Source organism: Paenibacillus sp. N3/727 (assembly GCF_022637315.1).
GTDB classification, from domain to species: Bacteria; Bacillota; Bacilli; order Paenibacillales; family Paenibacillaceae; genus Paenibacillus_AQ; species Paenibacillus_AQ uliginis.
The window spans coordinates 4249234-4274305 of record NZ_CP093336.1 but is presented as its reverse complement, the minus strand read 5'-3'; the positions used below and the strand labels follow the sequence as shown (position 1 = coordinate 4274305).

The 25072-nt window shown below is 45.9% G+C and carries 29 protein-coding genes; all 29 read left to right on the top strand.

The features are described 5' to 3' along the window. Positions 1-36 precede the first annotated feature (36 nt). Positions 37-855, top strand: coding sequence for a flagellar basal body rod protein FlgG (gene flgG, locus MNQ98_RS19660; RefSeq protein WP_241929761.1), 819 nt, complete (start codon positions 37-39; stop codon positions 853-855). 56 nt (positions 856-911) lie between these two features. Further along, positions 912-1136 (top strand): flagellar FlbD family protein, encoded by a 225-nt coding sequence (locus MNQ98_RS19655; protein WP_208918858.1) that lies wholly within the window; start codon positions 912-914, stop codon positions 1134-1136. Next, positions 1133-1594 carry a flagellar basal body-associated FliL family protein gene (locus MNQ98_RS19650; protein WP_241929760.1) on the top strand — a complete coding sequence of 154 codons (462 nt, stop codon included), beginning with the start codon at positions 1133-1135 and terminating at the stop codon, positions 1592-1594. The genes MNQ98_RS19655 and MNQ98_RS19650 overlap by 4 nt, the downstream gene beginning before the upstream one ends. Positions 1595-1627: 33 nt before the next feature. Further along, the gene (fliM, locus tag MNQ98_RS19645; RefSeq protein WP_208920193.1) at positions 1628-2626 is read left to right on the top strand and encodes a flagellar motor switch protein FliM; all 999 of its coding nucleotides are present in this window, start codon (positions 1628-1630) and stop codon (positions 2624-2626) included. Further along, complete coding sequence (fliY, locus tag MNQ98_RS19640) at positions 2616-3902, top strand: flagellar motor switch phosphatase FliY (RefSeq protein ID WP_241929759.1); 1287 nt, start codon at positions 2616-2618, stop codon at positions 3900-3902. Before fliM ends, fliY begins: the two co-directional genes overlap by 11 nt. Positions 3903-3929: 27 nt before the next feature. Beyond that, a complete protein-coding gene (locus tag MNQ98_RS19635) occupies positions 3930-4295 on the top strand; it encodes a response regulator (RefSeq protein WP_046679006.1) in 366 nt (121 codons plus the stop codon). Between the two features lie 13 nt (positions 4296-4308). Next, entirely contained in the window at positions 4309-4827 is a 519-nt protein-coding gene (locus MNQ98_RS19630) for a FliO/MopB family protein (protein ID WP_208918861.1), read from the top strand. Next, positions 4824-5576 carry a flagellar type III secretion system pore protein FliP gene (gene fliP / locus MNQ98_RS19625; RefSeq protein WP_241929758.1) on the top strand — a complete coding sequence of 251 codons (753 nt, stop codon included), beginning with the start codon at positions 4824-4826 and terminating at the stop codon, positions 5574-5576. The genes MNQ98_RS19630 and fliP overlap by 4 nt, the downstream gene beginning before the upstream one ends. A gap of 31 nt (positions 5577-5607) precedes the next feature. Then, positions 5608-5877 carry a flagellar biosynthesis protein FliQ gene (fliQ, locus tag MNQ98_RS19620; protein ID WP_208918863.1) on the top strand — a complete coding sequence of 90 codons (270 nt, stop codon included), beginning with the start codon at positions 5608-5610 and terminating at the stop codon, positions 5875-5877. A gap of 11 nt (positions 5878-5888) precedes the next feature. Then, positions 5889-6677, top strand: coding sequence for a flagellar biosynthetic protein FliR (fliR, locus tag MNQ98_RS19615; RefSeq protein WP_241929757.1), 789 nt, complete (start codon positions 5889-5891; stop codon positions 6675-6677). 20 nt (positions 6678-6697) lie between these two features. Beyond that, the gene (gene flhB, locus MNQ98_RS19610) at positions 6698-7786 is read left to right on the top strand and encodes a flagellar biosynthesis protein FlhB (RefSeq protein WP_481856653.1); all 1089 of its coding nucleotides are present in this window, start codon (positions 6698-6700) and stop codon (positions 7784-7786) included. A 23-nt stretch (positions 7787-7809) separates the two neighbouring features. Continuing rightward, positions 7810-9843: a flagellar biosynthesis protein FlhA gene (gene flhA, locus MNQ98_RS19605; RefSeq protein WP_241929755.1), complete on the top strand. Its 2034-nt coding sequence runs from the start codon at positions 7810-7812 to the stop codon at positions 9841-9843. Then, positions 9840-11240: a flagellar biosynthesis GTPase FlhF gene (gene flhF, locus MNQ98_RS19600; RefSeq protein WP_241929754.1), complete on the top strand. Its 1401-nt coding sequence runs from the start codon at positions 9840-9842 to the stop codon at positions 11238-11240. Before flhA ends, flhF begins: the two co-directional genes overlap by 4 nt. Further along, entirely contained in the window at positions 11237-12124 is an 888-nt protein-coding gene (locus MNQ98_RS19595; protein WP_208918868.1) for a MinD/ParA family protein, read from the top strand. The genes flhF and MNQ98_RS19595 overlap by 4 nt, the downstream gene beginning before the upstream one ends. A 40-nt stretch (positions 12125-12164) precedes the next feature. After that, positions 12165-13547 (top strand): protein-glutamate methylesterase/protein-glutamine glutaminase, encoded by a 1383-nt coding sequence (locus MNQ98_RS19590; protein ID WP_241929753.1) that lies wholly within the window; start codon positions 12165-12167, stop codon positions 13545-13547. 23 nt (positions 13548-13570) lie between these two features. Next, entirely contained in the window at positions 13571-15649 is a 2079-nt protein-coding gene (locus tag MNQ98_RS19585; protein ID WP_241929752.1) for a chemotaxis protein CheA, read from the top strand. Positions 15650-15707: 58 nt separating this feature from the next. Next, complete coding sequence (locus MNQ98_RS19580) at positions 15708-16169, top strand: chemotaxis protein CheW (RefSeq protein WP_241929751.1); 462 nt, start codon at positions 15708-15710, stop codon at positions 16167-16169. A 3-nt stretch (positions 16170-16172) separates the two neighbouring features. Next, positions 16173-16799, top strand: a complete 627-nt coding sequence (locus MNQ98_RS19575) for a chemotaxis protein CheC (protein WP_208918872.1) — start codon at positions 16173-16175, stop codon at positions 16797-16799. Further along, on the top strand, positions 16792-17289 hold the full coding sequence (locus MNQ98_RS19570) for a chemotaxis protein CheD (protein WP_241929750.1): 498 nt from the start codon (positions 16792-16794) through the stop codon (positions 17287-17289). Before MNQ98_RS19575 ends, MNQ98_RS19570 begins: the two co-directional genes overlap by 8 nt. A 2-nt stretch (positions 17290-17291) precedes the next feature. Then, the gene (locus MNQ98_RS19565; RefSeq protein WP_241929749.1) at positions 17292-17708 is read left to right on the top strand and encodes a hypothetical protein; all 417 of its coding nucleotides are present in this window, start codon (positions 17292-17294) and stop codon (positions 17706-17708) included. Positions 17709-17723: 15 nt separating this feature from the next. Further along, positions 17724-18512 (top strand): FliA/WhiG family RNA polymerase sigma factor, encoded by a 789-nt coding sequence (locus tag MNQ98_RS19560; RefSeq protein WP_208918875.1) that lies wholly within the window; start codon positions 17724-17726, stop codon positions 18510-18512. Between the two features lie 30 nt (positions 18513-18542). Then, positions 18543-19952 carry a flagellar assembly protein A gene (locus MNQ98_RS19555; protein ID WP_241929748.1) on the top strand — a complete coding sequence of 470 codons (1410 nt, stop codon included), beginning with the start codon at positions 18543-18545 and terminating at the stop codon, positions 19950-19952. Positions 19953-20020: 68 nt separating this feature from the next. Continuing rightward, positions 20021-20329, top strand: a complete 309-nt coding sequence (locus MNQ98_RS19550) for a hypothetical protein (protein WP_208918877.1) — start codon at positions 20021-20023, stop codon at positions 20327-20329. A 32-nt stretch (positions 20330-20361) separates the two neighbouring features. Then, entirely contained in the window at positions 20362-20904 is a 543-nt protein-coding gene (locus MNQ98_RS19545) for a hypothetical protein (protein ID WP_241929747.1), read from the top strand. Beyond that, the gene (locus tag MNQ98_RS19540) at positions 20901-21515 is read left to right on the top strand and encodes a hypothetical protein (RefSeq protein ID WP_241929746.1); all 615 of its coding nucleotides are present in this window, start codon (positions 20901-20903) and stop codon (positions 21513-21515) included. Before MNQ98_RS19545 ends, MNQ98_RS19540 begins: the two co-directional genes overlap by 4 nt. 282 nt (positions 21516-21797) lie before the next feature. Beyond that, positions 21798-22496 (top strand): 30S ribosomal protein S2, encoded by a 699-nt coding sequence (rpsB, locus tag MNQ98_RS19535; protein ID WP_241929745.1) that lies wholly within the window; start codon positions 21798-21800, stop codon positions 22494-22496. A gap of 148 nt (positions 22497-22644) precedes the next feature. After that, positions 22645-23295 carry a translation elongation factor Ts gene (tsf, locus tag MNQ98_RS19530; protein ID WP_208918881.1) on the top strand — a complete coding sequence of 217 codons (651 nt, stop codon included), beginning with the start codon at positions 22645-22647 and terminating at the stop codon, positions 23293-23295. A 426-nt stretch (positions 23296-23721) separates the two neighbouring features. Then, complete coding sequence (gene pyrH, locus MNQ98_RS19525; protein WP_208918882.1) at positions 23722-24450, top strand: UMP kinase; 729 nt, start codon at positions 23722-23724, stop codon at positions 24448-24450. Beyond that, on the top strand, positions 24450-25004 hold the full coding sequence (frr, locus tag MNQ98_RS19520; protein ID WP_241929744.1) for a ribosome recycling factor: 555 nt from the start codon (positions 24450-24452) through the stop codon (positions 25002-25004). The genes pyrH and frr overlap by 1 nt, the downstream gene beginning before the upstream one ends. Positions 25005-25072 lie beyond the last annotated feature (68 nt).

The window sequence follows — 25072 nt, the reverse complement described above, 5'->3', positions numbered from 1 at the left end:
TCGACTGACGCGGCTCAATCATAAGGAGGAAAATCAATGTTAAGATCCATGTATTCGGGCGTTTCCGGTATGAGAGGATTCCAGACTAAGCTGGACGTAATCGGTAACAACATCGCAAACGTTAATACGGTAGGTTTTAAGGCCGGTCGTGTCATGTTTAAAGACATTTTAAGTCAGACGGTTTCCGGTGCGACAGCTCCTTCGGATACACAAGGCGGAGTGAATGCCAAGCAAATTGGTTTGGGCACTACAGTGGGCTCTATTGACACGGTTCACACACCAGGCAGTGCGCAAACGACAAACAAACCGACAGATCTTCGAATCGACGGTGACGGATTTTTTATGGTTAAGATGTCTGAAGAACAAGAAGTTCCTTTCTTGACCAGAGCCGGTGATTTTCATGTTGACGGCAACCGCAATCTGGTCACTTCCGACGGCATGTTTGTGCTTGATGTTGAGGGCGAAATCATTACTATCGGTGAGGATGTAACGGGCTTCTCCATTGGACAGGACGGATCGATCGTGACACAAGGTGGAGACGCTGATGATCCGATTCAGATCGGTCTTGCCAAAGTTGTGAATCCGGAAGGTCTTGAGAAGATTGGCGGAAACTTGTACCGTGTTACTCCAAATGCGCTTGGCGGTGATGCAGACGGCGAGATCGAAGGGTTCCCGGCTAACAACGTAGAGGCAGGTACAGGAGCGATTATCGCAGGACAACTTGAGATGTCAAACGTAGATCTGACAGGCGAGTTTACGGAGATGATTGTGGCACAACGCGGATTCCAATCAAACTCGCGAATTATTACAACCTCAGATGAAATACTTCAGGAAGTCGTCAATTTGAAACGGTAACGTTAAAGAATGACTAGGGGAGGCTCAGCCCTCCCCAATGATTAAGGAGGCTGTCAATGATTTCGGTAACGAGGTTAAATGGTTCGCAAATATGGCTGAATGCGCTTTTGATTGAAATGATTGAAGAGACTCCTGACACTTACATTACTTTAACTACAGGTAAAAGGTTGATCGTTTTGGAGAAGGCGAAGGAAGTAATCGCATCTGTCAAAACGTATCATCGTGAAGTCGGAGTATACCAAGCTACTATTAAAGTGCAGCAGATGGAGGAACCTTCATGAAAAAGATGCTTCCCTGGTTAGTTACGATAATGCTCTCCATTACATTAATCGTATTAGCGGTATTTTTACTATCGGACAAAATGCTAGGCAAGGACGAATCGGGTGCGATTGCCGCGCCGGCCCCAACGCCAGTACTTTCTGCTGATGAGATTGTCGAAGTGACTGCAGAAATCATTGATGTGAAGACAAATCTGGCGGATCCTGATTATATTGCAGCTATGAGTTTTTCTTTTCAGCTTAGAAACAAAAAGGCCAAAGAGGATTTTGACAAAATCAAGGAAATTAAAGTCAAACCAATCATCATCAAGACACTGGCTGACACCAAGCCAGAAAATTTAAAGGATTCTAAAGCAACGGAACAATTTACAGAAAGACTGTTAGATCAGATTAACAAAACACTGCCTAACGGACAATTAATACATATTGAAATTACGAATAAGTTAGTTGCACCTTTATAGGCGGGAACTTGGATTACGTAGGGGGGTGAGATGATGGTTGATGTTTTATCGCAAAATGAGATTGATGCCTTGCTGGCCGCTCTCTCTTCCGGCGAAATGGACGCAGAAGAACTGAAAAAGGAAGAAACCCAGAAAAGAATCCGCTCCTATGACTTTAAGAGAGCGGTGCGTTTTTCCAAGGATCATATCCGCAGCTTGACTCGAATACATGAAAATTTTGCGCGTTATTTAACGACCTATTTTTCGGCTCAGCTACGCACTTTTGTACAAATTAGTGTCGTTCAGGTTGAGCAGCTGCCTTATGATGAGTTTATCCGCTCAATCCCCAAAATGACGGTTCTCAATATTTTTGAAGCAGAGCCGCTTGTTGGGCGTATGGTGCTTGAGGTTCATCCGAATATCGCTTATGCCATGCTGGATCGCCTTCTCGGCGGTACGGGGAATGCTCCGACAAAAATTAATGCACTAACCGAAATTGAAACGATTATTATTGAGCGCATCTTTAGCAGAGCTTTTGAAAGCCTGCAGGAAGCTTGGAAGACGGTGTTGGATATTTCGCCTCGTCTGGAGGCGCTTGAGACGAATCCACAGTTTATGCAAATCGTATCTCCGAACGAGACGATTGCTCTTATATCGCTAAGCACCAAAATCGGCGATACTACCGGAATGATAAATCTGTGTATTCCTCATGTTGTCCTTGAGCCAATCATGTCGAAGCTGTCTGCCCATCAGTGGTTTATTTCCGAGAAGAAGACTCGGGTGCCTGAAGAGGTGGATGCATTAAAGCAGCGGGTAAGCAAAGCAAAACTGCCGATCATAGCGGAGCTTGGAGAGTCCAAGCTTACGGTCTCTGAATTTTTGGGGTTGAGTGTCGGCGATGTTATTTCCCTGAATAAACCCGTTCATGATGGCCTGGCCATTAAAGTGGGGGATAAGCTGAAATATATAGGCAGCCCAGGTACGATGAAGGACCGAGTCGCCGTACAGATCGACGAAATCATCAGCGAAGGAGCTGAAGAACTTGACGAGTAAAGATTATTTATCCCAGGAAGAAATCGATGCCCTCTTAAAACAGACTGAAATGGCATCAACCTCCTCTCCTTCGGTGGTAAGCGTTGATGATGTTTTGACACCATTGGAGCAGGATGCATTAGGTGAAATCGGTAATATCACGTTTGGCAGTGCGGCTACGGCCCTTTCAACATTGCTGGGTAAGAAAGTGGATATTACAACACCAAGAGTGTCTATCATTTCCAGAAGTCAGTTTGAAGAAGAGTTTCCCAAGCCTCATGTGGCGGTTCACGTCACTTATGTTGATGGATTTGAGGGGATTAACTCACTTGTTATCAAGACCCGTGATGCCCAAGTTATTGCAGACTTGATGCTAGGTGGAGAGGGAAATCCTCAGGAAGAAGAGCTGAACGAGATTCATATCAGTGCGGTTCAAGAAGCGATGAATCAGATGATGGGTTCATCTGCAACGAGTATGTCTACGATTTTTAACAGGTTCGTAAACATATCTCCTCCGGGGATCGATATTCTCAATATGTCTAGTGGTGATGGGATAAACAACTTGCCTGTCGATGAGACGCTAATTAAAATATCTTTCCGGCTCATCATTGGTGATCTGATTGATTCAACGATCATGCAGCTTCTTCCAATCGAGTTTGCCAAGGACATGGTTAATACGCTGATTAACGGAACAGAGGAGCCTGCTGTTGATGAACCTGCAGCTACTGTTGAAGTACCGGTAAAGGAGACAGCTCCTCAGCAAATGTCTCAGCAAGAGCAGGCGCCGATGCAACAGCAAGTGCCAATGCAGCAAATGCCTCCGCAGCAAGGATATCCGCAGGACCAGGGGTATGGGTATAACCAAGGAATGCCGGGCGGAGCTGGATTGCCGCAAATGCCGCAAATGCCGTACGGGCAACCGCAGATGCCTTATCCACAGGCACCGCAGCAGTATGGTGGAATACCAAATCGTAATGTAAATGTACAACCTGTGCAATTTAGTAACCTGCAAAATGCACCGTACACTCAGGTGGATGAAAACAATCTGAACTTACTGATGGACATTCCCCTTAAAGTCACCGTAGAATTAGGAAGGACCCAGAAGCAAATTAAGGATATCCTGGAATTATCTCAAGGATCGATCATTGAGCTGGACAAGCTTGCCGGCGAGCCAGTAGACATCCTTGTGAACCACAAACTCGTCGCTAAAGGCGAAGTTGTCGTTATTGACGAAAACTTCGGCGTTCGGGTTACGGATATCGTAAGTCAATGGGACCGAATACAAAAATTACAATAGCACAAATTTAGGGAGGATTTTTAATCAATGGCTAACCGAATTCTGATTGTGGATGATGCTGCATTTATGAGAATGATGATCCGTGATATTTTGACTAAAAACGGATTTGAGGTTGTTGGAGAAGCTCAAGATGGAGCTCAAGCGATCGAGAAATTTAAAGAACTGCGTCCGGATCTGATTACGATGGATATTACGATGCCTGAAATGGACGGAATTGCCGCTCTGAAGGAAATCAAAAAGACTGATCCGAATGCAAAAGTTATTATGTGCTCCGCTATGGGACAGCAAGCTATGGTTATCGACGCTATTCAAGCTGGAGCGAAGGACTTTATCGTGAAGCCTTTCCAATCGGATCGTGTTATTGAAGCTATAAATAAAACGCTTGGCGTCTAAAGGAAGTCTTTTTATGATAGCAGCTTCAGAGGGAATAGGATCGGATACGTCGGGGTATTATCTTCAACTTTTTTATGTTTTTATCGTGCTTGCCATTATCATTACAGCCATTGTGTTTCTGATCCGGTTTTTGGGCCGAAAAAATCAGAGTTGGATGCAGGGCCGTTCCATCCGGACACTCGGTGCGGTTGGAGTTGGCCCTAACAAATCCATACAGTTAGTTGAGGTGGGAGGCAGTATCTACCTGATCGGTGTTGGTGAAGATGTCTCGCTTATTGACAAAATTTCCGATCCGGCTGAAGTTGCTCTGATTCAGGCTTCGTTCGAACAGGAGTACGGCTTGAAATCGGGAACGCTGCCACCGTTCATTGGTAAGCTTGCGGCCAGGTTTCGTAAGGAACAGACGTCTGAGGATATCGAGCTTGAGGATACATCATCTTTTCATGAGGTATTCGAATCCAAGCTTCGCAGCGTACCCAATCGGAAACAAAAGGTGGAAGAATTGCTGCGGGAGGATCATAAAGATTCATGAATAAAAAGATCGCAATTACTGTCACGGTGATTATGCTGATGGGACTGGTCCTGGCCACTTCGGCCTGGGCGGATCCGATACCGAACATCGATATTCAAATCGGCGGCAATGGGGACAAGCCAGGTACGAGCGCACTTTCTCTAATTCTATTAATCACGATACTCAGCTTGGCTCCCGCAATTCTTGTCCTGATGACGAGTTTTACCCGGATTATTATCGTTTTAGGTTTCGTACGGACATCTCTGGGCACACAACAGACACCTCCGAATCAGGTGCTAATCGGTTTGTCGTTATTTTTAACGCTGTTTGTTATGGCACCGACCTTCTCTACCATGAACGATGTTGCGCTGCAACCGTATCTCAAGGGAGAGCTCACCCAAACGGAGGCGCTTGATAAAGCTCAAGAGCCCATGAAGGAATTTATGTTCTCGCACACCCGGGAAAAAGATCTGCTGCTGTTTATGAAATACACCGGAGCGGAAAAACCAGACAACTATCAGGATATTCCGCTAACGGTGTTAGTGCCGTCATTTGCTATAAGCGAACTTAAGACCGGTTTTCAAATGGGCTTTATGATCTTTATACCATTCTTAGTCATAGATATCGTTGTAGCGAGTGTCTTAATGGCTATGGGTATGATGATGCTGCCGCCCGTCATGATCTCACTGCCGTTCAAAATTTTGCTGTTCGTTCTAGTTGATGGATGGTACCTGGTTGTGAAGTCGATGTTAATGAGCTTCAATCCGTAACGGCAAGTATTTCAATACAGGAGGACTCACCGTGAGTGCTGAGTTTATTATCGGTCTAGCGGGACAAGCGGTATATATCGTGTTGAAAGTAAGTTCGCCGATGCTTGTGCTCGCGCTGGTCGTGGGATTAGTCATCAGTATTTTTCAAGCAACGACGCAAATCCAAGAGCAAACGCTTGCCTTTGTACCTAAGATTATTATTGTCCTGCTCACACTGCTGCTGTTTGGCCCTTGGATATTAACTACACTTGTGGATTTTGCTAGTGGCATTTTGGGCAATCTCTACAAATATATCGGATAGGCTGAGTGTTCATGGAATGGTTGGAACAAAGTATTCCTGTCTTTATGCTTATTTTTTGTCGAATTACATCATTTTTTGTTGTAGCGCCGATCTATTCGGCTCGTGGTGTTCCAGCACCATATAAAATAGGGATTTCCTTCATGGTTTCTGTTCTTGTGTTTCTGACCTTTGGCCTTGGCCAGACGGTCGCACAAGATATGTCGTACGTACTACTGATCATTCAGGAGGTTCTGGTAGGATTGCTTCTTGGATTTACCGCTTTTTTGATGATGGCGGTCGTTCAAACGGCAGGAGCACTGATCGATATTCAGATCGGTTTCAGTATGGCGAATGTGATTGACCCTCTTACTGGTGTTTCTACACCGCTTATCGGCAATTTCAAGTACATGCTGGCAATTCTTGTATTTCTAAGCATGAACGGACATCATTTTCTGCTGGATGCCATTATGTACAGCTATGAGTGGATGCCGATTACGGGCAATGTATTCTCCAAAATACAGGACGGCAGTGTGACTGAGTTTCTGATTACCACATTTGCCAATTCGTTCGTAATGGCACTCCAAATGTCTGCGCCCATTGCGGCAGCACTGTTTCTTACCGACGTCGGTCTCGGGTTTCTGGCGAGAACGGCGCCTCAGTTTAACGTGTTTGTCATCGGTATCATCTTGAAAATGATAGTAGGCTTAGTTTTGCTCTTGCTGCTTATGCCAGGACTAGTAGCTTTGTTTGAACATTTGTTCGCCGAAATGTTCGAAGCTCTGCAGAAACTGTTGGGCGTGATTGGCAGTAAGCCGGCGTAATGAAGTTAGGAGTGGTAGGGGTGACCTTGAAGTACCGAGTGGACCTGCAGCTGTTCTCTGGTGAAAAGACTGAAAAGGCTACGCCCAAAAAGAAGCAGGACACCCGTAAAAAAGGGCAGATTGCCAAGAGTACGGAACTGTCTGGCTCATCCGTTTTGATGGCCGCTTTTTTATGCTTCATGATGTTCGGCGGATATATCAGGGATCACATCGTTCGGCTGTTTACAGACGTATATCTGAATCGTCTTACCATGGATGTTACGAAGGAAAATACGATCATGCTGCTGGGGGAATACGGAATACAAATTTTGTTGCTGCTTGCCCCGCTGTTTATCGTTGTGTTTGTTATCGCACTCGCCATAAATTACGTACAGGTCGGTTTTCTTTTAACGGGAGACCCTTTGAAGATGAAATTCAGTAAAATTGATCCGATCAAAGGGTTTAAAAATATAGCGTCGATGCGATCGTTGGTTGAGTTTTTTAAATCGATCTTCAAGCTGACTATAATCAGTTATCTGGTCTATACCTCGCTCTGGGGTGCAAGACAAGGATTGTCTTCTTTGTCTTTAATGAGCCCGGAAGCCATCTTTCATTTTACGGCTGACGTGACATTGTCCCTTGGAATCAAAATCGCAGTCGGACTGATTATTCTGGGAGTACTTGATTACATTTATAAGATATATGAACATGCAAAAAACATTCGTATGTCCAAGCAAGATATAAAAGACGAGTATAAGAAAATAGAAGGCGATCCGCTTATTAAAGGGAAGATTCGTGAACGTCAACGGCGCATGGCACTTCAGCGAATGATGCAGGAAGTTCCAAAGGCCGATGTAATCATCACGAACCCGACTCACTTTGCGGTAGCGCTAAAGTATGATGGATCCTCCATGGAGGCACCGCAGATTATTGCCAAGGGACAGGATTATATGGCACTGCGAATTAAGGAAATCGCCAAGAAAAATGGCGTTATTACAATGGAAAATAAACCGCTGGCACGTGCACTCTACCAAAGAGCGGAAATCGGGGACACGATCCCTGGTGATCTGTTCCAGGCAGTAGCCGAAGTGCTGGCGTATGTATACAAATTAAAAGGTAAAGCGAAATAACTAGGGATCGGAGGCCGACAGCAGTGAAAATAAAAGAAATATCTGTTCTAGCGGGTGTCATCGGCATCGTACTTATGATGATTCTTCCGATCCCTATATGGCTATTGGACGTATTGCTTATTATTAACATCTCATTGGCGCTTATGATATTACTCGTGGCAATGAATACGAAGGAAGCACTCGAGTTTTCCATTTTTCCTTCGTTGCTGTTAATAACAACACTGTTCCGACTGTCATTGAACATCTCTACAACAAAGCTCATTTTGTCAAAAGGAGAAGCGGGTGAAGTTGTCGCTACTTTCGGCAGCTGGATTGCCGGGGGAGAGATTGCGATAGGATTCATCGTTTTCCTCATCCTCGTTGTAGTTCAGTTCATCGTTATTACAAAGGGATCAGAGCGGGTTGCCGAAGTAGCGGCAAGATTCACACTCGATGCAATGCCGGGTAAGCAGATGAGCATTGATGCTGATCTAAACGCCGGTATGATTAATGAGACCCAGGCTCGTGAGCGCCGGCGGAAGGTAGAAAGAGAGGCCGACTTTTACGGCGCCATGGACGGTGCCAGTAAATTTGTTAAAGGTGATGCCATTGCTTCGATCATTATCCTTTTGATCAACCTGATTGGTGGATTTATTATCGGTATTTCCATTCACGGTATGTCTTTCACTGATGCAATGAGCACATACTCGATCTTGACGATCGGTGATGGTCTGGTAAGCCAGATTCCAGCTCTCTTAATTTCGACGGCTGCAGGTCTTATTGTCACACGTGCTTCGTCAGAAGGTAATTTGTCTGATGATTTGACAGGACAGCTATTGTCATACCCAAAACTCTTGTACATCGTTGCAGTGACTGTGACGTTTCTTGGTCTGTTCACCCCGATCCATTTCATTACAACACTTCCGATCGCTGTTCTTCTATTCCTTTCTGCAAGAAGTATGCAGAGTAAATTGGAACGGAAGCAGGTGGAGGTTGAGCAATTGGAGGAGGAACAGCAGATCGAGGAAGTCCGCAGTCCGGAGAGCGTCATCAATCTGCTTCAAGTCGACCCTATCGAATTCGAGTTTGGATACGGGCTTATACCACTTGCAGATACACAGCAAGGCGGAGACCTGCTCGATAGGATCATTATGATACGCAGACAGTGCGCACTTGAATTAGGACTTGTAGTACCTGTCATTCGTATTCGCGACAATATTCAACTAAAACCGAACGAATACGTCATAAAAATTAAAGGGAATGCTGTCGGCGGTGGTGAATTATTATTAAATCACTATCTTGCCATGAGTCCCGGATACGAGGACGAGTTAGTAACCGGTATTGAAACAACAGAACCTGCATTTGGTCTTCCTGCACTATGGATTGATGAGACTGCGAAGGAGCGCGCAGAATTGGCTGGGTATACGGTAGTGGATCCGCCTTCTGTAGTTGCTACGCATTTGACGGAATTGATTAAGAGACATGCTCACGAATTAATTGGACGCCAGGAAACAAAAACGCTGGTCGACAATATTCGGGAAAGCTACCCTGTCCTTGTCGATGAGCTTATTCCTTCCGTTCTCACCATCGGGGATGTACAGAAAGTGCTGGCCAAGTTGCTGAAGGAGAAAATTTCGATTCGGGATTTGGTAACTATTTTTGAAAGTCTTGCTGATTACGGGCATTATTCGAAGGATCCTGATGTGCTTACCGAATACGTTAGACAAGCTCTCTCACGCCAGATTACACAACAGTATGCTCCGGAAGGAGAGGCGATGCGGGTCATTACGGTGGGTCCGGCTTTGGAGAAAAAAATTGCAGAAAGTGTACAGCAGACCGATCAGGGAACCTATATTGCGATGGACCCCGTGTCGACTCAGAGTATTTTCCAAAAGCTGAGCGAACAGGTAAACCGGCTGATTCAGATGGGTCAACAGCCTGTGCTGTTAACTTCTCCAGCTATCCGGATGTATCTGCGACAGGTTATTGAACGCAGTATGCAGGACATTCCGGTACTCTCTTACAGCGAGCTTGAGCCTAATGTCGAAATTCAGAGCGTCGGAGTGGTGAACTTATGAGAGTGAAACGATTTATCGTCGATACAATGCCAGAGGCTATGCAGCACATTCGGAATGAACTCGGTAGTGATGCGGTAATTCTCAGCTCGAAGGAGATTAAAGTAGGCGGCTTTATGGGGATATTCACCAAAAAAAAGATCGAAGTCATCGCTGCTCTAGATAAAGAAGACAAATCGAACCAAGACAAGCCTGGCACACCATCGGTTCAAGTTCCAAGAAATTCAGTTCCGCAGGTGTATAAGAAGACAGCCGTAAGCACCCAGCCTGCAGGACCGAACAGGCTGGGTGTACCAGGCGATTCGGAAAAAGCGTTTGATCATTCTGAGCAGATGTCCAATCGAGAGCGGGCTGCGGTGGATTTTGCCGCAGCTTTAGCGCAGGCTGCAGCTGGCGGACAACAGCCCGCTGAACTGAGTGAGCAGCCTCTCATCAGTGCATATGAGCGTGAATCAGCAGAATCCGCAATTCCGGTACCAGCTTCAGCTGATCCAGTGTCACAGTCTGAAGCGAGAAACAGCGCAGAACAGAAGATGCTTGATGAGCTCCGAGAGATGAAGGAGTGGATTGCCCGTCTTTCCCGTCAAAATCTGGTCAATCCGGAGCTTCCGGAGTCACTCGAAAGCATTCGGGAACAGTTGATGAGACAGGATCTAACTGATCAACTGTCGGAAGTCTGGCTGAACAACGCGATGGATGAATGGGTGGCAAGCAATAAGACTTTATCTGATGAGCAGCTGCGTGCGTCCATCTATCGCCAGATGGAGTCATTTTTGGAGGGGCGGTTCGGTGGCGGTATACAGAGAGCTACCCGGATTGTTTATATTGCAGGGCCGACCGGCGTGGGCAAGACGACAACAATAGCCAAGCTGGCGGCAGAGCAATTGTTCAAGTACCAGCGTAAGGTAGGCTTTATAACATCCGACACCTATCGCATTTCAGCTGTAGATCAACTAAGAACATATGCGTCCATATTAAATGTGCCGCTTGAGGTGGTACAGTCTCCTGGTGATATGCAGCGGGCGATGCATCGTCTGGAAGATTGCGATTTGATTTTGATGGACACAGCGGGGCGCAATTACCGCAACGAACTTCTGGTCTCTGAATTGCAGAGTCTAATGGCACCATCAGATCATAGTGAAACTTATCTTGTACTTAGTCTGACATCCAAAAGCAGTGATATGGTTGAAATTACAGATCACTTCAGCAAGTTCGGACTGGATAAGGTGATTTTCACCAAGCTGGATGAAACCGGAAGCTGTGGTCCACTGTTCAATCTGTTGAATGCACACCCATTAAAGGTGTCTTACATGACGAATGGTCAAAATGTGCCTGACGATCTGTTAATGCCTGATACAACGATGCTTTCCCGGATGCTACTTGGAGAATTGCGGACATGACAGATCAGGCACAATCTCTCAGACAGCTGGTGTCTGCTAAAGTGCCGAATCGCTCTGCGGGTTCCTCCAAAAAAACAGCCCAAATCATAACGATTACGAGTGGTAAAGGTGGTGTTGGAAAGTCCAATTTCACACTAAACTTTGCACTAACACTCAGATCTTTGGGGCGGAAGGTGCTTGTGTTTGATGCCGATATCGGCATGGCAAATATTGATGTTCTAATGGGGGTGTCCTCCCGATTTAGCCTTTATCACGTACTGCGAAAAGAAAAGAGTATTCACGATGTTATCCAATATGGACCAGAAGGGCTTCCTTACATAGCCGGCGGCTCGGGAATAGCCGATATGATCTCCTTATCAGAGGATGATCTGAATTATTTTGTATCTCAAATCGAACTTATCTCATCTGAAATGGATTACATCTTATTCGATACTGGCGCCGGATTGTCCAAAGAGAACATGAAATTTATAACATCTGCTGACCAATGCCTGGTTGTGACCACACCGGAACCGACGTCGATCACTGACGCTTACGCTTTGATCAAGGTCGTTCATGGAAGTGATCCGGAAGTACCGTTTACTCTGGTTGTGAACCGAGCTGGAGACGAAACAGAAGCCCGCCAGGCATCGGACAAGATCCTTTTAACAGCACACCGTTTTCTGGATTTGGACATTAAGATGCTGGGATATGTTACGGACGATCCATATGTTGTGAAATCCGTCAAACGTCAGGTTCCGTTTTCTCTTGCTTTTCCTAGGTGTGAAGCGTCCCGCGATATACAGCGGCTTGCACTGCGTTACCTGGCTGTTCCGGCAGCTCCGCCGGAATCCGGCCCCCTTACGGGAATCAAAGGATTTATGCAGAGATGGCTTAAACGAACATAATGATTCTTTTTTGACAATAAGGGAACTGAGGTGGACTCCAATGACGCCATTTCGTGTACTGGTGGTAGATGATTCTCCGTTTATGAGAAAAATCATTTCGGATCTGATCGAACGGGATCACAGGTTTCGAGTAACGGGCACAGCAAATAACGGCAGAGAAGCCGTAGCGAAAGCCATGGAACTAAACCCCGATATCATTACGATGGATGTAGAAATGCCCGAAATGAATGGTCTTGACGCGCTCAGAACAATTATGGAGGCCGGACCAAGGGCAGTCATTATGCTGTCAGGCGTTAATGAGCAAGGGATGCGGGAAACGATATTAGCTCTGGAATTTGGGGCCTTTGATTTTATACGCAAGCCTTCCATATCAAATGCTCAGGATATTGAGCAAGTTGGTCAAGAGCTGCTTAAGCAACTGAATGCAGCGGTGCAGGCCAAAGCACGGAGGGCATTGTGGGAGGAAGAAGAGCAGAAGCGACAGGATATCCCAAAGGCTATTCTTCTTCCGCCAAGGCCTTCCGATCGACAGCCTCTGTTCGGTTCAGATGATCAGCGAACGTTCGCAACCTCAAAGTCATTTCATAAAGATATGAAAGGCTCTCATCGGGACAACCAGGTGCAGTTGCGTGCGAGACTTCCAAATTCGATGAAGCAGGCATCAGGCGCTGCGGATTCCGGACTAAATCAAAACAATAACAACTTACGCCACACTTCTGCAGGAAAGGCGGTTACTCCTTTAGTTGGGCGAAAAACGTTTGAAGCATGTAAAAGCCATCCTGTTCTCAGGAAATCAGAAGTGAAGAGTGTTCCCCACCAGGATCGCTCAATGGATCAAAGCTTCACTCAATTAGTTGCGGTCGGGTGCTCGACCGGGGGCCCAAGGGCGCTGAAAACCTTCCTGGAGAAAATTCCAGGTGATTTCCCGGCGCCGATCGTCATCGTGCAGCACATGCCTCCGAATTTTACGAAATCTCTGGCGCAGCGTCTCGATTCGTTTAGTGCGATCGAGGTCGTTGAGGCTTGTGATGAGATGGAATTAAAGCCGGGAGCAGCTTATATCGCTCCAGGCGGGATCCATATGAGGATATCCCAATCGGATGGGAAGTACCGCATTACAACTCATAAGGATGAACCATGCAACGGACATCGCCCTTCGGTAGACGTGTTGTTCGAGTCTCTACTGCCTCTTACTTCACTGAAACGGCATGCTGTGATTATGACGGGAATGGGAAGTGACGGAGCGAGAATGATGAAACAACTTTACGATTCTGGAGTTACTTCAACATTCGCTGAAAGCGAGGAGACCTGTGTTGTGTATGGAATGCCTCGATCTGCCGTGGAGTTGGGCTGTGTAAGTTATATTCTGCCGCTGCAAGAAATTGCAGGGAAATTGGTTCAAGCAGTAAATATCGGTAAGTGAACTCATAGAGGAGGTGTCTCGCAATGGACATGAATCAGTATTTATCCATGTTTATTGATGAGTCGAATGATCATCTGCAATCATTAAATGAAAACATGCTTCAACTAGAAAGCAGCCCGAGTGACTTGGGTATTGTACAGGTGATCTTCCGGTCAGCCCATACCCTGAAGGGGATGGCGGCCACCATGGGTTTTGAAGATCTCGCTTCCCTTACACACCAGATGGAGAATGTACTGGATCTGGTTCGGAACGAAAAGCTGAAAATGCAGGATTTTATTTTTGACACCCTTTTTAAAAGCTTGGATGCGCTCGAATCGATGGTACAGGATATCGTACAGGGTGGTGAAGGGAAGGCTGATGTCTCCTCTATAGTAGCTTCACTTCAAGCGATTGTTCGCGGTGAAGGAGCTGGAGTCTCTTCGGCCGCTGCCGTTTCTGTAGAATCCGCAAACAGCACACCTGCTTATCCGGGCATTGAGTTGGACGAATTCCAATTTTCTGTTTTGGATCAATCCATTACAGAAGGTCATAAGGTGCTCTACATTCAGGTTCAACTGCGTGAGGACTGTCAGCTCAAGGCTGTCAGAGCATATATGGTGTTTGAACTGCTGGAAAGAGCCGGTGAAATCGTTAAGACTTATCCAGATGTTGAAGATATCGAGCAGGGTGAGTTTGACAGTGTCTTTTCAATGTACTTTATCACTCAAAAAAATGCAGCGGATCTTGAAAGCCAAATTATGAATATTTCAGAGGTTGACTCGGTGACGGTTGCGGATCTTGATCATGAATCCCTGCAGCAGATGGTTTTACAAAGTGCGGCAGCAGTTGAAGCAGTCGAGAAAGAAAACTCTGCGAGCACTCCATCACCTGCAGCAGCAGGTGCGTCAAAAGTCGAGCCAACGGAATCAGTTTCACCTAAGACCGCTGCCAAAAATAACGGCGCCAGTGTCCCATCAAGAACGATCCGTGTTGATATCGAGCGCTTGGATGTTTTGATGAACCTCTTTAGTGAGCTGTTGATCGACCGTGTGCGCTTGGAGCAACTGGCAAATGAAGCGAAGAACCAGGATTTGACCGATACGGTCGAGCATATGAGCCGTGTCAGTAGCGACCTTCAAAATATCGTTCTGAAACTGCGGATGGTTCCCGTAGATACTGTGTTTAACCGTTTTCCGCGGATGGTCCGCGATCTTGCCAAATCTCTCGATAAAAAAATTGACTTGATTATTACCGGTGCGGAAACGGAACTTGACCGTACGGTTATTGATGAAATCGGGGATCCGTTAGTTCACTTGATACGGAATTCTGTTGATCATGGTGTAGAACCGATTGCTGATCGGTTAGCTGCCGGTAAATCGGAAACCGGAACCGTTAATCTCCGGGCATTTCACAGCGGAAATAATGTATTTATTGAGATCGAAGATGATGGTCGTGGAATCATCCGGGATAACATCATCAAAAGCGCCATCAATAAAGGCGTTGTAACCGAAGAACAAGCTGCAGCAATGTCAGACGAAGAAGCTCACCAGCTTCTGTTCGCACCGGGTTTCAGTACAGCTGAGAAAATTTCGGATGTGTCCGGACGGGGAGTTGGTCTTGATGTTGTAAAATCAAAAATCAATTCCCTTGGCGGCAACGTTACGATTTACTCAACACCAGGAAAAGGAACGAACTTCTCGGTACAGCTTCCACTTACGCTTTCTATTATTGCTGCCATGCTAATTAAGATGGGCTCCGAAAAATTCGCGATTCCGCTGACATCGATTGTGGAAACAGGAATTATTAAAAAAGGACAAATTCGTACCGTCCACGGCAGCCAAATGATTCAATTCAGAGAGTCACATATACCGCTTATTTCACTGAGCCGTGTATTTGATGTTCCGAATTTCGATGAACAGTCTGAAGAAGAAACGGAAATTGTCGTTATTCGCAAGGGTGACCGTCTGGCAGCTTTGGCGATCGACGATTTTATTGGTCAGAGCGAGATTGTTATTAAAAATCTGGGTAAGTACCTGCCTTCAATACAAGGCATTTCCGGCGCAACCATCCTTGGCGATGGACAAGTAGCACTCATCATAGATCCGAATGCTTTTATCAAGTAATTATGGGCTGATTAAGGACACCTGGATTTGAGGTGTGAACATATAGGGAGGGTTTAACATGGGAGAAGAATTGAAAGTGATCGTCTTCAAGCTTGGAAGCGAAGAGTACGGGATAGAGGTGGAAAAGGTACAGACCATTGAGCGTCTGATGCCGATTACACGCGTGCCGAAAACATATGCTTTCGTAAAGGGAGTCGTAAACCTGCGTGGCGTTGTCATTCCTGTTATTGATCTTCGCGGACGATTTGGTCTGCCAGAGGCTGAGCACACAGATCAGACTCGGATCATTATTGTAGCGGTGAATGAAATGCAGGTCGGCTTTATCGTTGACTCGGCAAGCGATGTCATCGATCTGAACAGCGACAGCATTGATACACCTCCTGAAGTGGTCGGCGGCGTTAAAGCGAAATACTTGCGCGGCGTTGCAAAAATCGGTGAGGAGCGTCTGCTCGTTATGCTTAACTTGTCTGAAGTTCTGAACAAAAGTGAAATTATACAGCTTGAAGGCTTAGAGGATTAGGCAGTGGAACTTTTCAAGTATGATAAGGACCTCAAAATGGACGTCCTTAAAGAGGTTGGGAATATCGGGGCAGGCAATGCCGCAACCGCCCTTTCTCAGCTCTTGAACAAGCCGGTTGATATGGCCGTACCGATGGTTCAACTACTTTCTTTTGAAGAAATCGCTGAAAGTGTTGGCGGAGCCGAAAGGATCGTACTCGCTGTCTTCTTGCGGGTAGAGGGAGAAGCACCCGGAAATCTGTTCTTTATTATGAGTCCTGAGGCAGGTAAAAAACTTCTTCAGCGTCTGGCTGGTCTAGAAGTGTCGGTAGACAATGATTTTTCTGAAATGGAACTATCAGCGATAAATGAGATTGGTAACATCTTGGCGGGATCATACTTGTCCTCTCTGGCAGACTTTACAAAATTGGTTATGACACCGACTGTACCTGGATTGGCGATAGACATGGCAGGAGCGATACTAAGCTACGGTCTCCTGCAGTTTGGTGAAATGGGGGATGATGCCCTGTTGATCAACACGACGTTCTTGGAAGGACATCATGAAGTTGAGGGGCAGTTTTTCCTAATACCTGACCCTCAGTCATTTGCTCAAATATTCGAAGCTTTGGGAGTGCCTCTAGAGAATGATTGACGAACAAAGTGTAGTGAAAGTGGCGATGGCGGATTTAAACGTCGCGGGTTCCAGCGGGATTTTACGTACAACTGGTCTAGGCTCATGTGTGGGGCTGACTCTTTACGATCCGCTGTTGAAGATCGGAGGTATGGCTCATGTCATGCTCCCCTCTTCTTCCATCGCTAGAGAAGGCCAACTGAACTTGGCCAAGTATGCAGATACGGCGCTTCCAGTCCTTCTGAACAAGCTGAAAGAAATGGGAGCTTCCCATAGCAGGCTGGTAGCGAAGATGGCCGGTGGAGCTCAGATGTTTGCATTTGCGGGTGCTGGTGACAGTATGAGGATCGGGCCCCGAAATGTGGAATCTTGTAAAGCAGGGTTAGAACAGATGGGTATTCCGCTAATTGGTGAAGATACCGGAGGAAATTACGGACGAACTGTGGAATTGGACTGCACAACGGGTAAATTTACCATACGTAGTGTACAAAAGGGCATAAAGGAATTGTAGCTATGATAGGAAAACTTCGTTTTTATCTATGGGCCGGTTTTGCCGGGTTTATACTCACGTTTCTTTTTACTTTACGCAATAATTTATGGTTAACAAGTTTTAACCGGGCTTTGATTGCATTTGCGGTATGGTTTGTATTGGCGTACCTGCTTAAATGGGTCTTCAATTTGGCCTCCGTACCTGCTAAAGGCTCTGACGGGGGAAGTGAGAGCTCTGGCAGCACCCCTGAAGAGCAGCTGGGCAACAGACTGGATTTGACGACGCCAGATGAAGACAAGGAATTGATGAATCTCATTAAACCTGAACCAGAGCAAGATCAAGAAGGAAACGGATTTGTTCCGTTAAATCCTCCTAAGCTGGTTTCAACTAAGGATCCCGAAGAACTGGCCAAGGCCGTTCGTCACCTGACAGAAAAATAAGGATGGTGAAGGCAATTGGACGAGCGCAAAGCTTCTCCCCTCAACCATGTTGATTTATGGGTTGCATGGAAGGAAGATGGAGACCAAGAAGCGAAAAAGAAACTAATCGAAAATCATTTACACATCGTTGACTATGTTTCAAGCCGTTTGGCAATTGGACTTCCCCGAAATGTATCAAAAGGAGACCTGGCGAGTAATGGTGTTATGGGGCTGATTGATGCCATTGAGAAGTTTGATTATAAACGTGGATTGCAGTTTGAAACTTACGCATCATGGCGAGTTCGAGGTGCCATTCTGGATTCGCTCCGGCAGGGGGATTGGGTCCCGCGTTCCGTTCGAGAGAAAGCAAAAAAAATCGAATCGGCATACCAGCAGCTTGAGCAAAAATATTTACGAACGGTCAGTGATTCTGAGATGAGTGACTACCTCGAAGTTTCTGAAAAAGAATTTAGGCATATGCTGCAAGAAGTTGCGGTGATGACACTTAGCTCTCTGGAGGATCCGATCCGTGAAGAAGAATCGGAAACTCGAATGTCGCTTTTGGTGGATGAGAAGGCTAAAAATCCTGATCATAAAGTACACGAATTTTATTTGCAGGAAGCTCTAGTTAAAGGAATTGGCAAGTTGACGGAAAAAGAAAGAACAGTCGTCTCCTTGCTGTATTATGAAGATTTGTCGCTCAGTGAAATTGCCGAAGTCATGTCGCTGTCTCCCTCGAGAATATCGCAGCTACATTCCAAAGCGATTCTAAGGCTCAGAGCCACGCTTGATAAAGATCGGGATTTATTGATGCAGAACGATTGACGCTTGCCAATTTGGAAGGGGGTTCCTGAAATGTCTGTAGATTATGCATTGGACAAGTACTTTAATATCACCTTTTCGGATGATAAAACGGTTGCCTATTTGCAGATGTCAGATTGGGATAAGGATTTCACCTGTAAGATTGAAGCTCTTGAACAGTTTCTTCGAAGTCACAAGATCCGTTATGGGCTCCAGCATGACACTTTAAGCCGTATCGTCAGTCATTCGGAAGAGTATCAGTATAGCAGAGCCCCGGTTGCGATCGGGACTGAGCCAGTTCACGGTCAAGACGGACGGATTGTATTGAAGATTGAAATGGGAGATCAGCAGAGCCTGCGACCACTTGAAACGGATGACGGCAAGGTGGATTATAAGGAAGTTATTCGTCTGAACAATGTCAAGAAGGGACAATTGATCGCAACTCGGATTCCTCCAACGCCAGGAGTACCGGGAACGATGGTTACGGGTGAAGAGATCCCATGCAAACCGGGTAAAGAGGCGCGTTTCAAGATCGGAAAGAACGTTGTGGTAAATCCTGAACAGACGGCTATGTATGCTGCTATTGACGGACTTTTGACGAAGACGGAAAAGGGGAAGATTAATGTATTCCCTGTATATGAGATTAATGGAGATGTCGATTACAGTATTGGCAACATAGATTTTGTGGGAACCGTTGTCATTCGTGGAAATGTACTGTCTGGTTTCCGTATTAAATGTGCCGGAGACATTCGGGTGACAGGCTTTGTCGAAGGAGCAGAGCTTGATGCGGAAGGCTCTATCGATATATCCGGAGGCATTATTGGTTACAACAAAGGATACGTAAAAGCTGGGCAAAATGTGAAAAGCGCTTTCGTACAAGATGGCAATGTGATTGTTGGAGCGGATGTAACGGTATCTCAGAGCATTATGCATTCCAATATCCGAGCAGGCCAAAATGTTATTTGCAACGGTACTAAAGGTCTGATTGTCGGAGGTGTAATTCAGGCCGGTGAAAAGGTCATTGCACGCACAATCGGTAATACGATGTCTACAGCAACGGTCATTGAGGTTGGCGTTCTGCCTGAACTCCGTAATGAACTATCTGAGCTGAGGGCTCAGCTAAAACGGCAAGTGGAGAGCATGGATAAAACAGATAAAGCACTCTATTTACTGAATCAGCTGGCAGCGTCTGGTCAGCTTACCCCTGACAAACTTGCGCTTCGAATCAAGCTGAATGCCACCAAGAAGTCCAATACAGCGGAACAGAATGAAATCAAGGACAGAATGCTTGAAATTGAACGCATGCTTGAGGATACAGGCAAAGCAAAAGTAGAAATTATAAAAACGATATACGGCGGGTCCAAGATCGTCATTGGTCGGTATACCCGGTTTATTAAGGATCCGACACAACGGGTTTCTTTTTATTATCATGAAGGTGAAATTGCCATGGTTCCTCTGCTGTAAGACAGCTAAGGTGTCTGAATACACGGTGTTCTGTTCAAGTTAATCATGATAGGACGAGGTGATTTCACTTGAGTTTGAAATCGGTGGAGATGCAAATCGCGGTGCCGCGGACAACGGAGGCAAGCAAAATTCAGCAAGAGCATCATCAGCGTCCTTCTCAGGATCAGACATTGTTGGCCGGAGAACATATGAAGCAAAGCCGTCAAGCTGCTCAGCGAAGCACAGAAGTCAGCGAAACGGCTGAATCTGCCATCCGTGATGATGGCAGCCGTCAAGCACCGGAGGATGGGGGACATTCCTCTGAGCAGAAGGAGCATTCGGCAGAGCGGCCTGCGGAACATCCGTATAAAGGTCGTTCTCTGGATATTTCCCTTTAGAGCAAATCATTGGCACAAAGGAGTTAATTGTTTTGGACTCATGGATATATATCGTACTCCTGGGCATTGGAGCAGTGCTATATGCTTTAATGCTGCCTAAGCGTCGTGAAGAGACGGTTAAAAGTGAGCAAGTCGTCAAAGAAATGGAGTCTACCTTGGAGCAATACATGGGAGAAGTGCAGCTCGAGAATGAGCAGCTGCTTGACCTGGTTGGACAGATGAAGCAAGAGCAGACTGCCAAGCAGACAGCTCAGCAGGAGCAGTTAAATGAAATGCGCCATAGATTGCTTGCTGTGGAACAGCAGCTTGCATCCACTGAAGGACGTCTGAGATCGGCGGAGACGCTTTTAGCGTCTGTGCCGGTTAATATCTCAACCACCCAGGCTTCGGAAGCGGTAGAAGCGGCTGATATAGCGAGTCAACCGCATATCAATTCAATCAAAAGCCGTTACACCGAGCTGTTTGATATGTATGAAGCGGGCAGATCTATTGATATGATAGCCAAGTCTGCTGGAATGCAGCGGGGTGAGGTGCAGTTGATCATACAATTGGCTAAACAGGAGGAATCACCGTGATCAAGAACCGTGTCTTTATGTTGGGTCTTGGTATCGGTCTCGTCGTTGGTGCCGTACTTCTGCAGCTCATGCTAATGGGAGAACGAGCCATGTCTTCTTCACAGCCGCAGGACAAGCAATGGACCCAAGAGCAGATTGAGGAAGCAGCAAAAGCAATGGATATGAAAGTGGTAAATAGCTCCGAAGAGTTGATGACGGAGGACCAGTGGAAAGAAAAGATGAAGAATGAGAGTGGGAAGATGACGGGGACAGCCGTAAAACCGCCTGCTAAAGCTAAAGAGACCAAACAACCGCATTCACCTCAAACGCCTGAAAAGCCGGGCGATGTGAAGAAGGACCCTGCAGCACCTGCCGTTAAGGATCCCACTTCGCCCAAAGAGCCCGATTCAACTAAAATCCGATATGTCATTTCCGGTGGAAGCAATTTGAGCGATGTGGCGAACGGTTTACAAAAAGCAGGGGTTTTAGAGGATAAACAAGCTTTTATAGATGAAGCTACTGCTCAAAAAATTAATAAATTCATACAAAGAGGAACCTATACCTTTACAGCTGGTGAAGAGCTGGATTCAATCATTCAAAAAATTACGGAAAAACCGTCCAACAGCCGCTAGGTTGCAGACGGTTTTTCTTAAATCATAAGAAAGTATAAGATTGAATTATTTACTTGGCTTATATTTCTCGTAGAAACGCTGTCGCCCTATAAAAAAGGACGTCCAAGTTGTTTTTACTTGTTATAATAGCATTGCATCTGCCTTCCAATTATGGTATAGTAATTGACGGTGTTAAAACACACGCTGAGAGATTTCGTTAAGGGTGCTTCCGAACTGGAAGTCTTAACGGAAAATGACCTTGGCGGAGGGCACACAAAAACCAAACTTAGGAGGTGTGTGAAGATGGCAGTTATCTCCATGAAGCAGCTTTTGGAAGCTGGGGTTCACTTCGGTCACCAGACTCGTCGTTGGAATCCAAAAATGGACAAATATATCTTCACTGAAAGAAACGGTATTTACATTATTGACCTGCAAAAAACGGTCAAGAAAGTAGAAGAAGCTTTTAACTTTGTGAAAAGCGTAGCTGGCGAGAACGGAACAATTCTGTTCGTCGGAACAAAGAAACAAGCTCAAGATTCCGTGAAAGAAGAAGCAGAACGTTGCGGTATGTACTACATCAACCAACGTTGGCTCGGCGGAACTCTGACCAACTTCGAAACGATCCAAAAACGTATCAACCGTTTGAAAGAACTTGAGAAGTGGGAAGAAGACGGCACTTTCGAAGTATTGCCTAAGAAAGAAGTTATCCTTCTCCGCAAAGAGAAAGATCGTCTTGAGAAATTCCTGGGCGGTATTAAGAACATGAAGGGTCTTCCAAGCGCTCTGTTCATCATCGATCCTCGTAAAGAGCGTATCGCTGTTGCAGAAGCACGTAAATTGGGTATCCCAATCGTTGGTATCGTAGACACCAACTGTGATCCGGACGAAATCGACTATGTTATCCCAGGTAACGACGACGCGATCCGCGCTGTTAAATTGCTGACAGGTAAAATGGCCGATGCAGTTGTAGAAGCTCATCAGGGCGAAGAAACAACAGCCTAATTACGGTTGCACGTATAAAGAATGAATTAAATGAAAAGGGTGGTTGGTAGGTGGATAACCTCTCACTACCCTTTTTTTAAGGTCAGAATGTGAAAAAATGCTGGAAACGCAGCATGATAAAGTTAATTATAAATTGGAGGGAATATCAATGGCAGTATCAGCTAGTGCGGTAAAAGAGCTTCGTGAAAGAACAGGCGCAGGTATGCTTGATTGCAAAAAAGCGCTCGACGAAACAAATGGTGATATCGACAAAGCGATCGCGCTTCTTCGCGAAAAAGGTTTGTCTGCAGCTGCTAACAAAGCAGGACGTATCGCTACTGAAGGTGTTGTAGAATCTTACATCCACGGCGGCGGACGCATCGGCGTTCTCGTTGAAATCAACTGCGAAACCGACTTTGTCGGCAAAACAGATCAATTCAAAGAGTTTGCACGCGATATCGCTATGCACATCGCTGCAGCAAGCCCGAAATATGTTCGTCGTGAAGAAGTTCCTGCTGATGAGTTGGAAAAAGAAAAGGAAATTTTGAAAGCTCAAGCGCTTAACGAAGGTAAGCCTGAGAAAATCGTTGAGAAAATGGTTGAAGGCCGCATTAACAAGTACTATGAAGAGTACTGCCTGCTTGATCAGTCTTTCGTTAAAGATCCAGACAAAACAATCAGCACACTGTTGAACGAAAAAATCAGCACGATCGGTGAAAACATCTCCATTCGTCGTTTTGTCCGCTACGAGCTGGGTGAAGGTCTTGAGAAGAAGCAAGAAAACTTCGCAGAAGAAGTTATGGCCCAAGTGAATAAATAAGCCGATCAGGCTAAACATACCTTTAAAAAAGAGTGGAACACTTCGTGTTCCTTCTTTTTTAAAAATATAAGAAAGTATAACATTTCAGTTATACTAGGCTTATATTTCTCGCAGAAACGATCATCGTCCTTTGATAAGGGCTACGAAGTCGTTTCTACTTGGATATAGGAAGGTATACACACCTTGGGAGACGGCTTCCCTATATCGCAAGAAAAACTTCCGCTTAAAGCGATCTGTCTTCTTTGGAGTACAACTTCATCTAAAAGGCGGTCTGCTTCCTAGAAGGTGTGTCGATAGACGTTTCCTTTGCGAAACGGATGTTTTTACCCGATTTTTATAAGCCGTCAAGCAGTGTTTTGCGTCTGTCTGTCGTTTTTCAAACGGGCGTCTTTCGAAAGGCGCCGTCTTAAAGTGGAGGGTAATCATTTGGAACAGCCTGTATTTAAACGAGTTATTTTGAAGGTCAGCGGGGAATCCCTGTCAGGCCAGAACGGTTATGGAATCGACGCCGAGACCATTACTTCCATCGCTGAACAAGTTCAAGAAGTTGTTGCGCTTGGCGTTGAAGTAGCGATTGTGTGCGGTGGGGGCAACATTTGGCGCGGCATCGCCGGCAGTGCGAACGGTATCGACCGTGCAACGGCTGACTACATGGGGATGCTTGCAACGGTGATGAACTCACTAGCTCTCCAGGATGCACTGGAACAGATCGGTGTGCCCACACGGGTTCAAACATCAATCTCCATGCAGCAAATCGCTGAGCCTTACATTCGCCGCAGAGCGATCCGTCACTTGGAAAAAGGGCGTGTCGTTATTTTTGCGGCAGGAACAGGTAACCCGTATTTCTCAACGGATACAACGGCTGCTCTAAGAGCTGCTGAAATCGAAGCCGAAGTCATTCTTATGGCGAAAAACAAAGTGGACGGCGTTTATTCCGCGGATCCATTCAAAGATGAAACGGCTGAGAAGTATGAACAACTTACTTACCTTGATGTGTTGAATAAAAACCTGGGTGTTATGGATTCCACAGCATCCTCATTATGCATGGACAATAACATTCCGCTTATTGTATTTGCAATTACTGAGCAAGGTAATATTAAACGAGTCGTTCTTGGCGAGAAGATCGGGACGATCGTTAAAGGGAGTGTAGACTAATGCCACAAGCGGTGAAGGAAAATGCAGAAGAACGCATGGAAAAAGCGATTCTGTCATTGAAACGCGATCTCGCTACCCTGCGAGCCGGCCGGGCTAGTTCATCTCTGCTCGACCGAATTCAAGTAGAATATTACGGGGCTCCAACCCCCGTTAACCAGCTCGCTAATATCACGACACCGGATTCCCGCACGCTGATGATTCAGCCTTGGGATAAATCTTCGCTCGGTGATATTGAGAAGGCTATTATGAAATCTGATCTGGGACTGACACCGGCTAATGATGGTAATCAAATTAGATTGTCGATTCCTGCTCTTACAGAAGAGCGCAGAACAGATCTGGTGAAAATGACGAAAAAATTCGGCGAGGAAGCGAAAGTGGCCATCCGCAACATTCGCCGCGATGCCAACGACGACATTAAGAAACTGGAGAAAACCGATATTTCCGAGGATGAGTCCCGGAGACATCAGGAAGATATCCAGAAGGCTACGGATAAATATATCGCTGAAGTCGACAAAGTGCTCGTTGCTAAAGAAAAAGAAATCATGGAAGTATAAGAGACTTCGGCCCCTCCGGTAAAGGTGGGGTTTGTCTCTTTTTTGCAGAAAGATGCCTGGAGGAAATT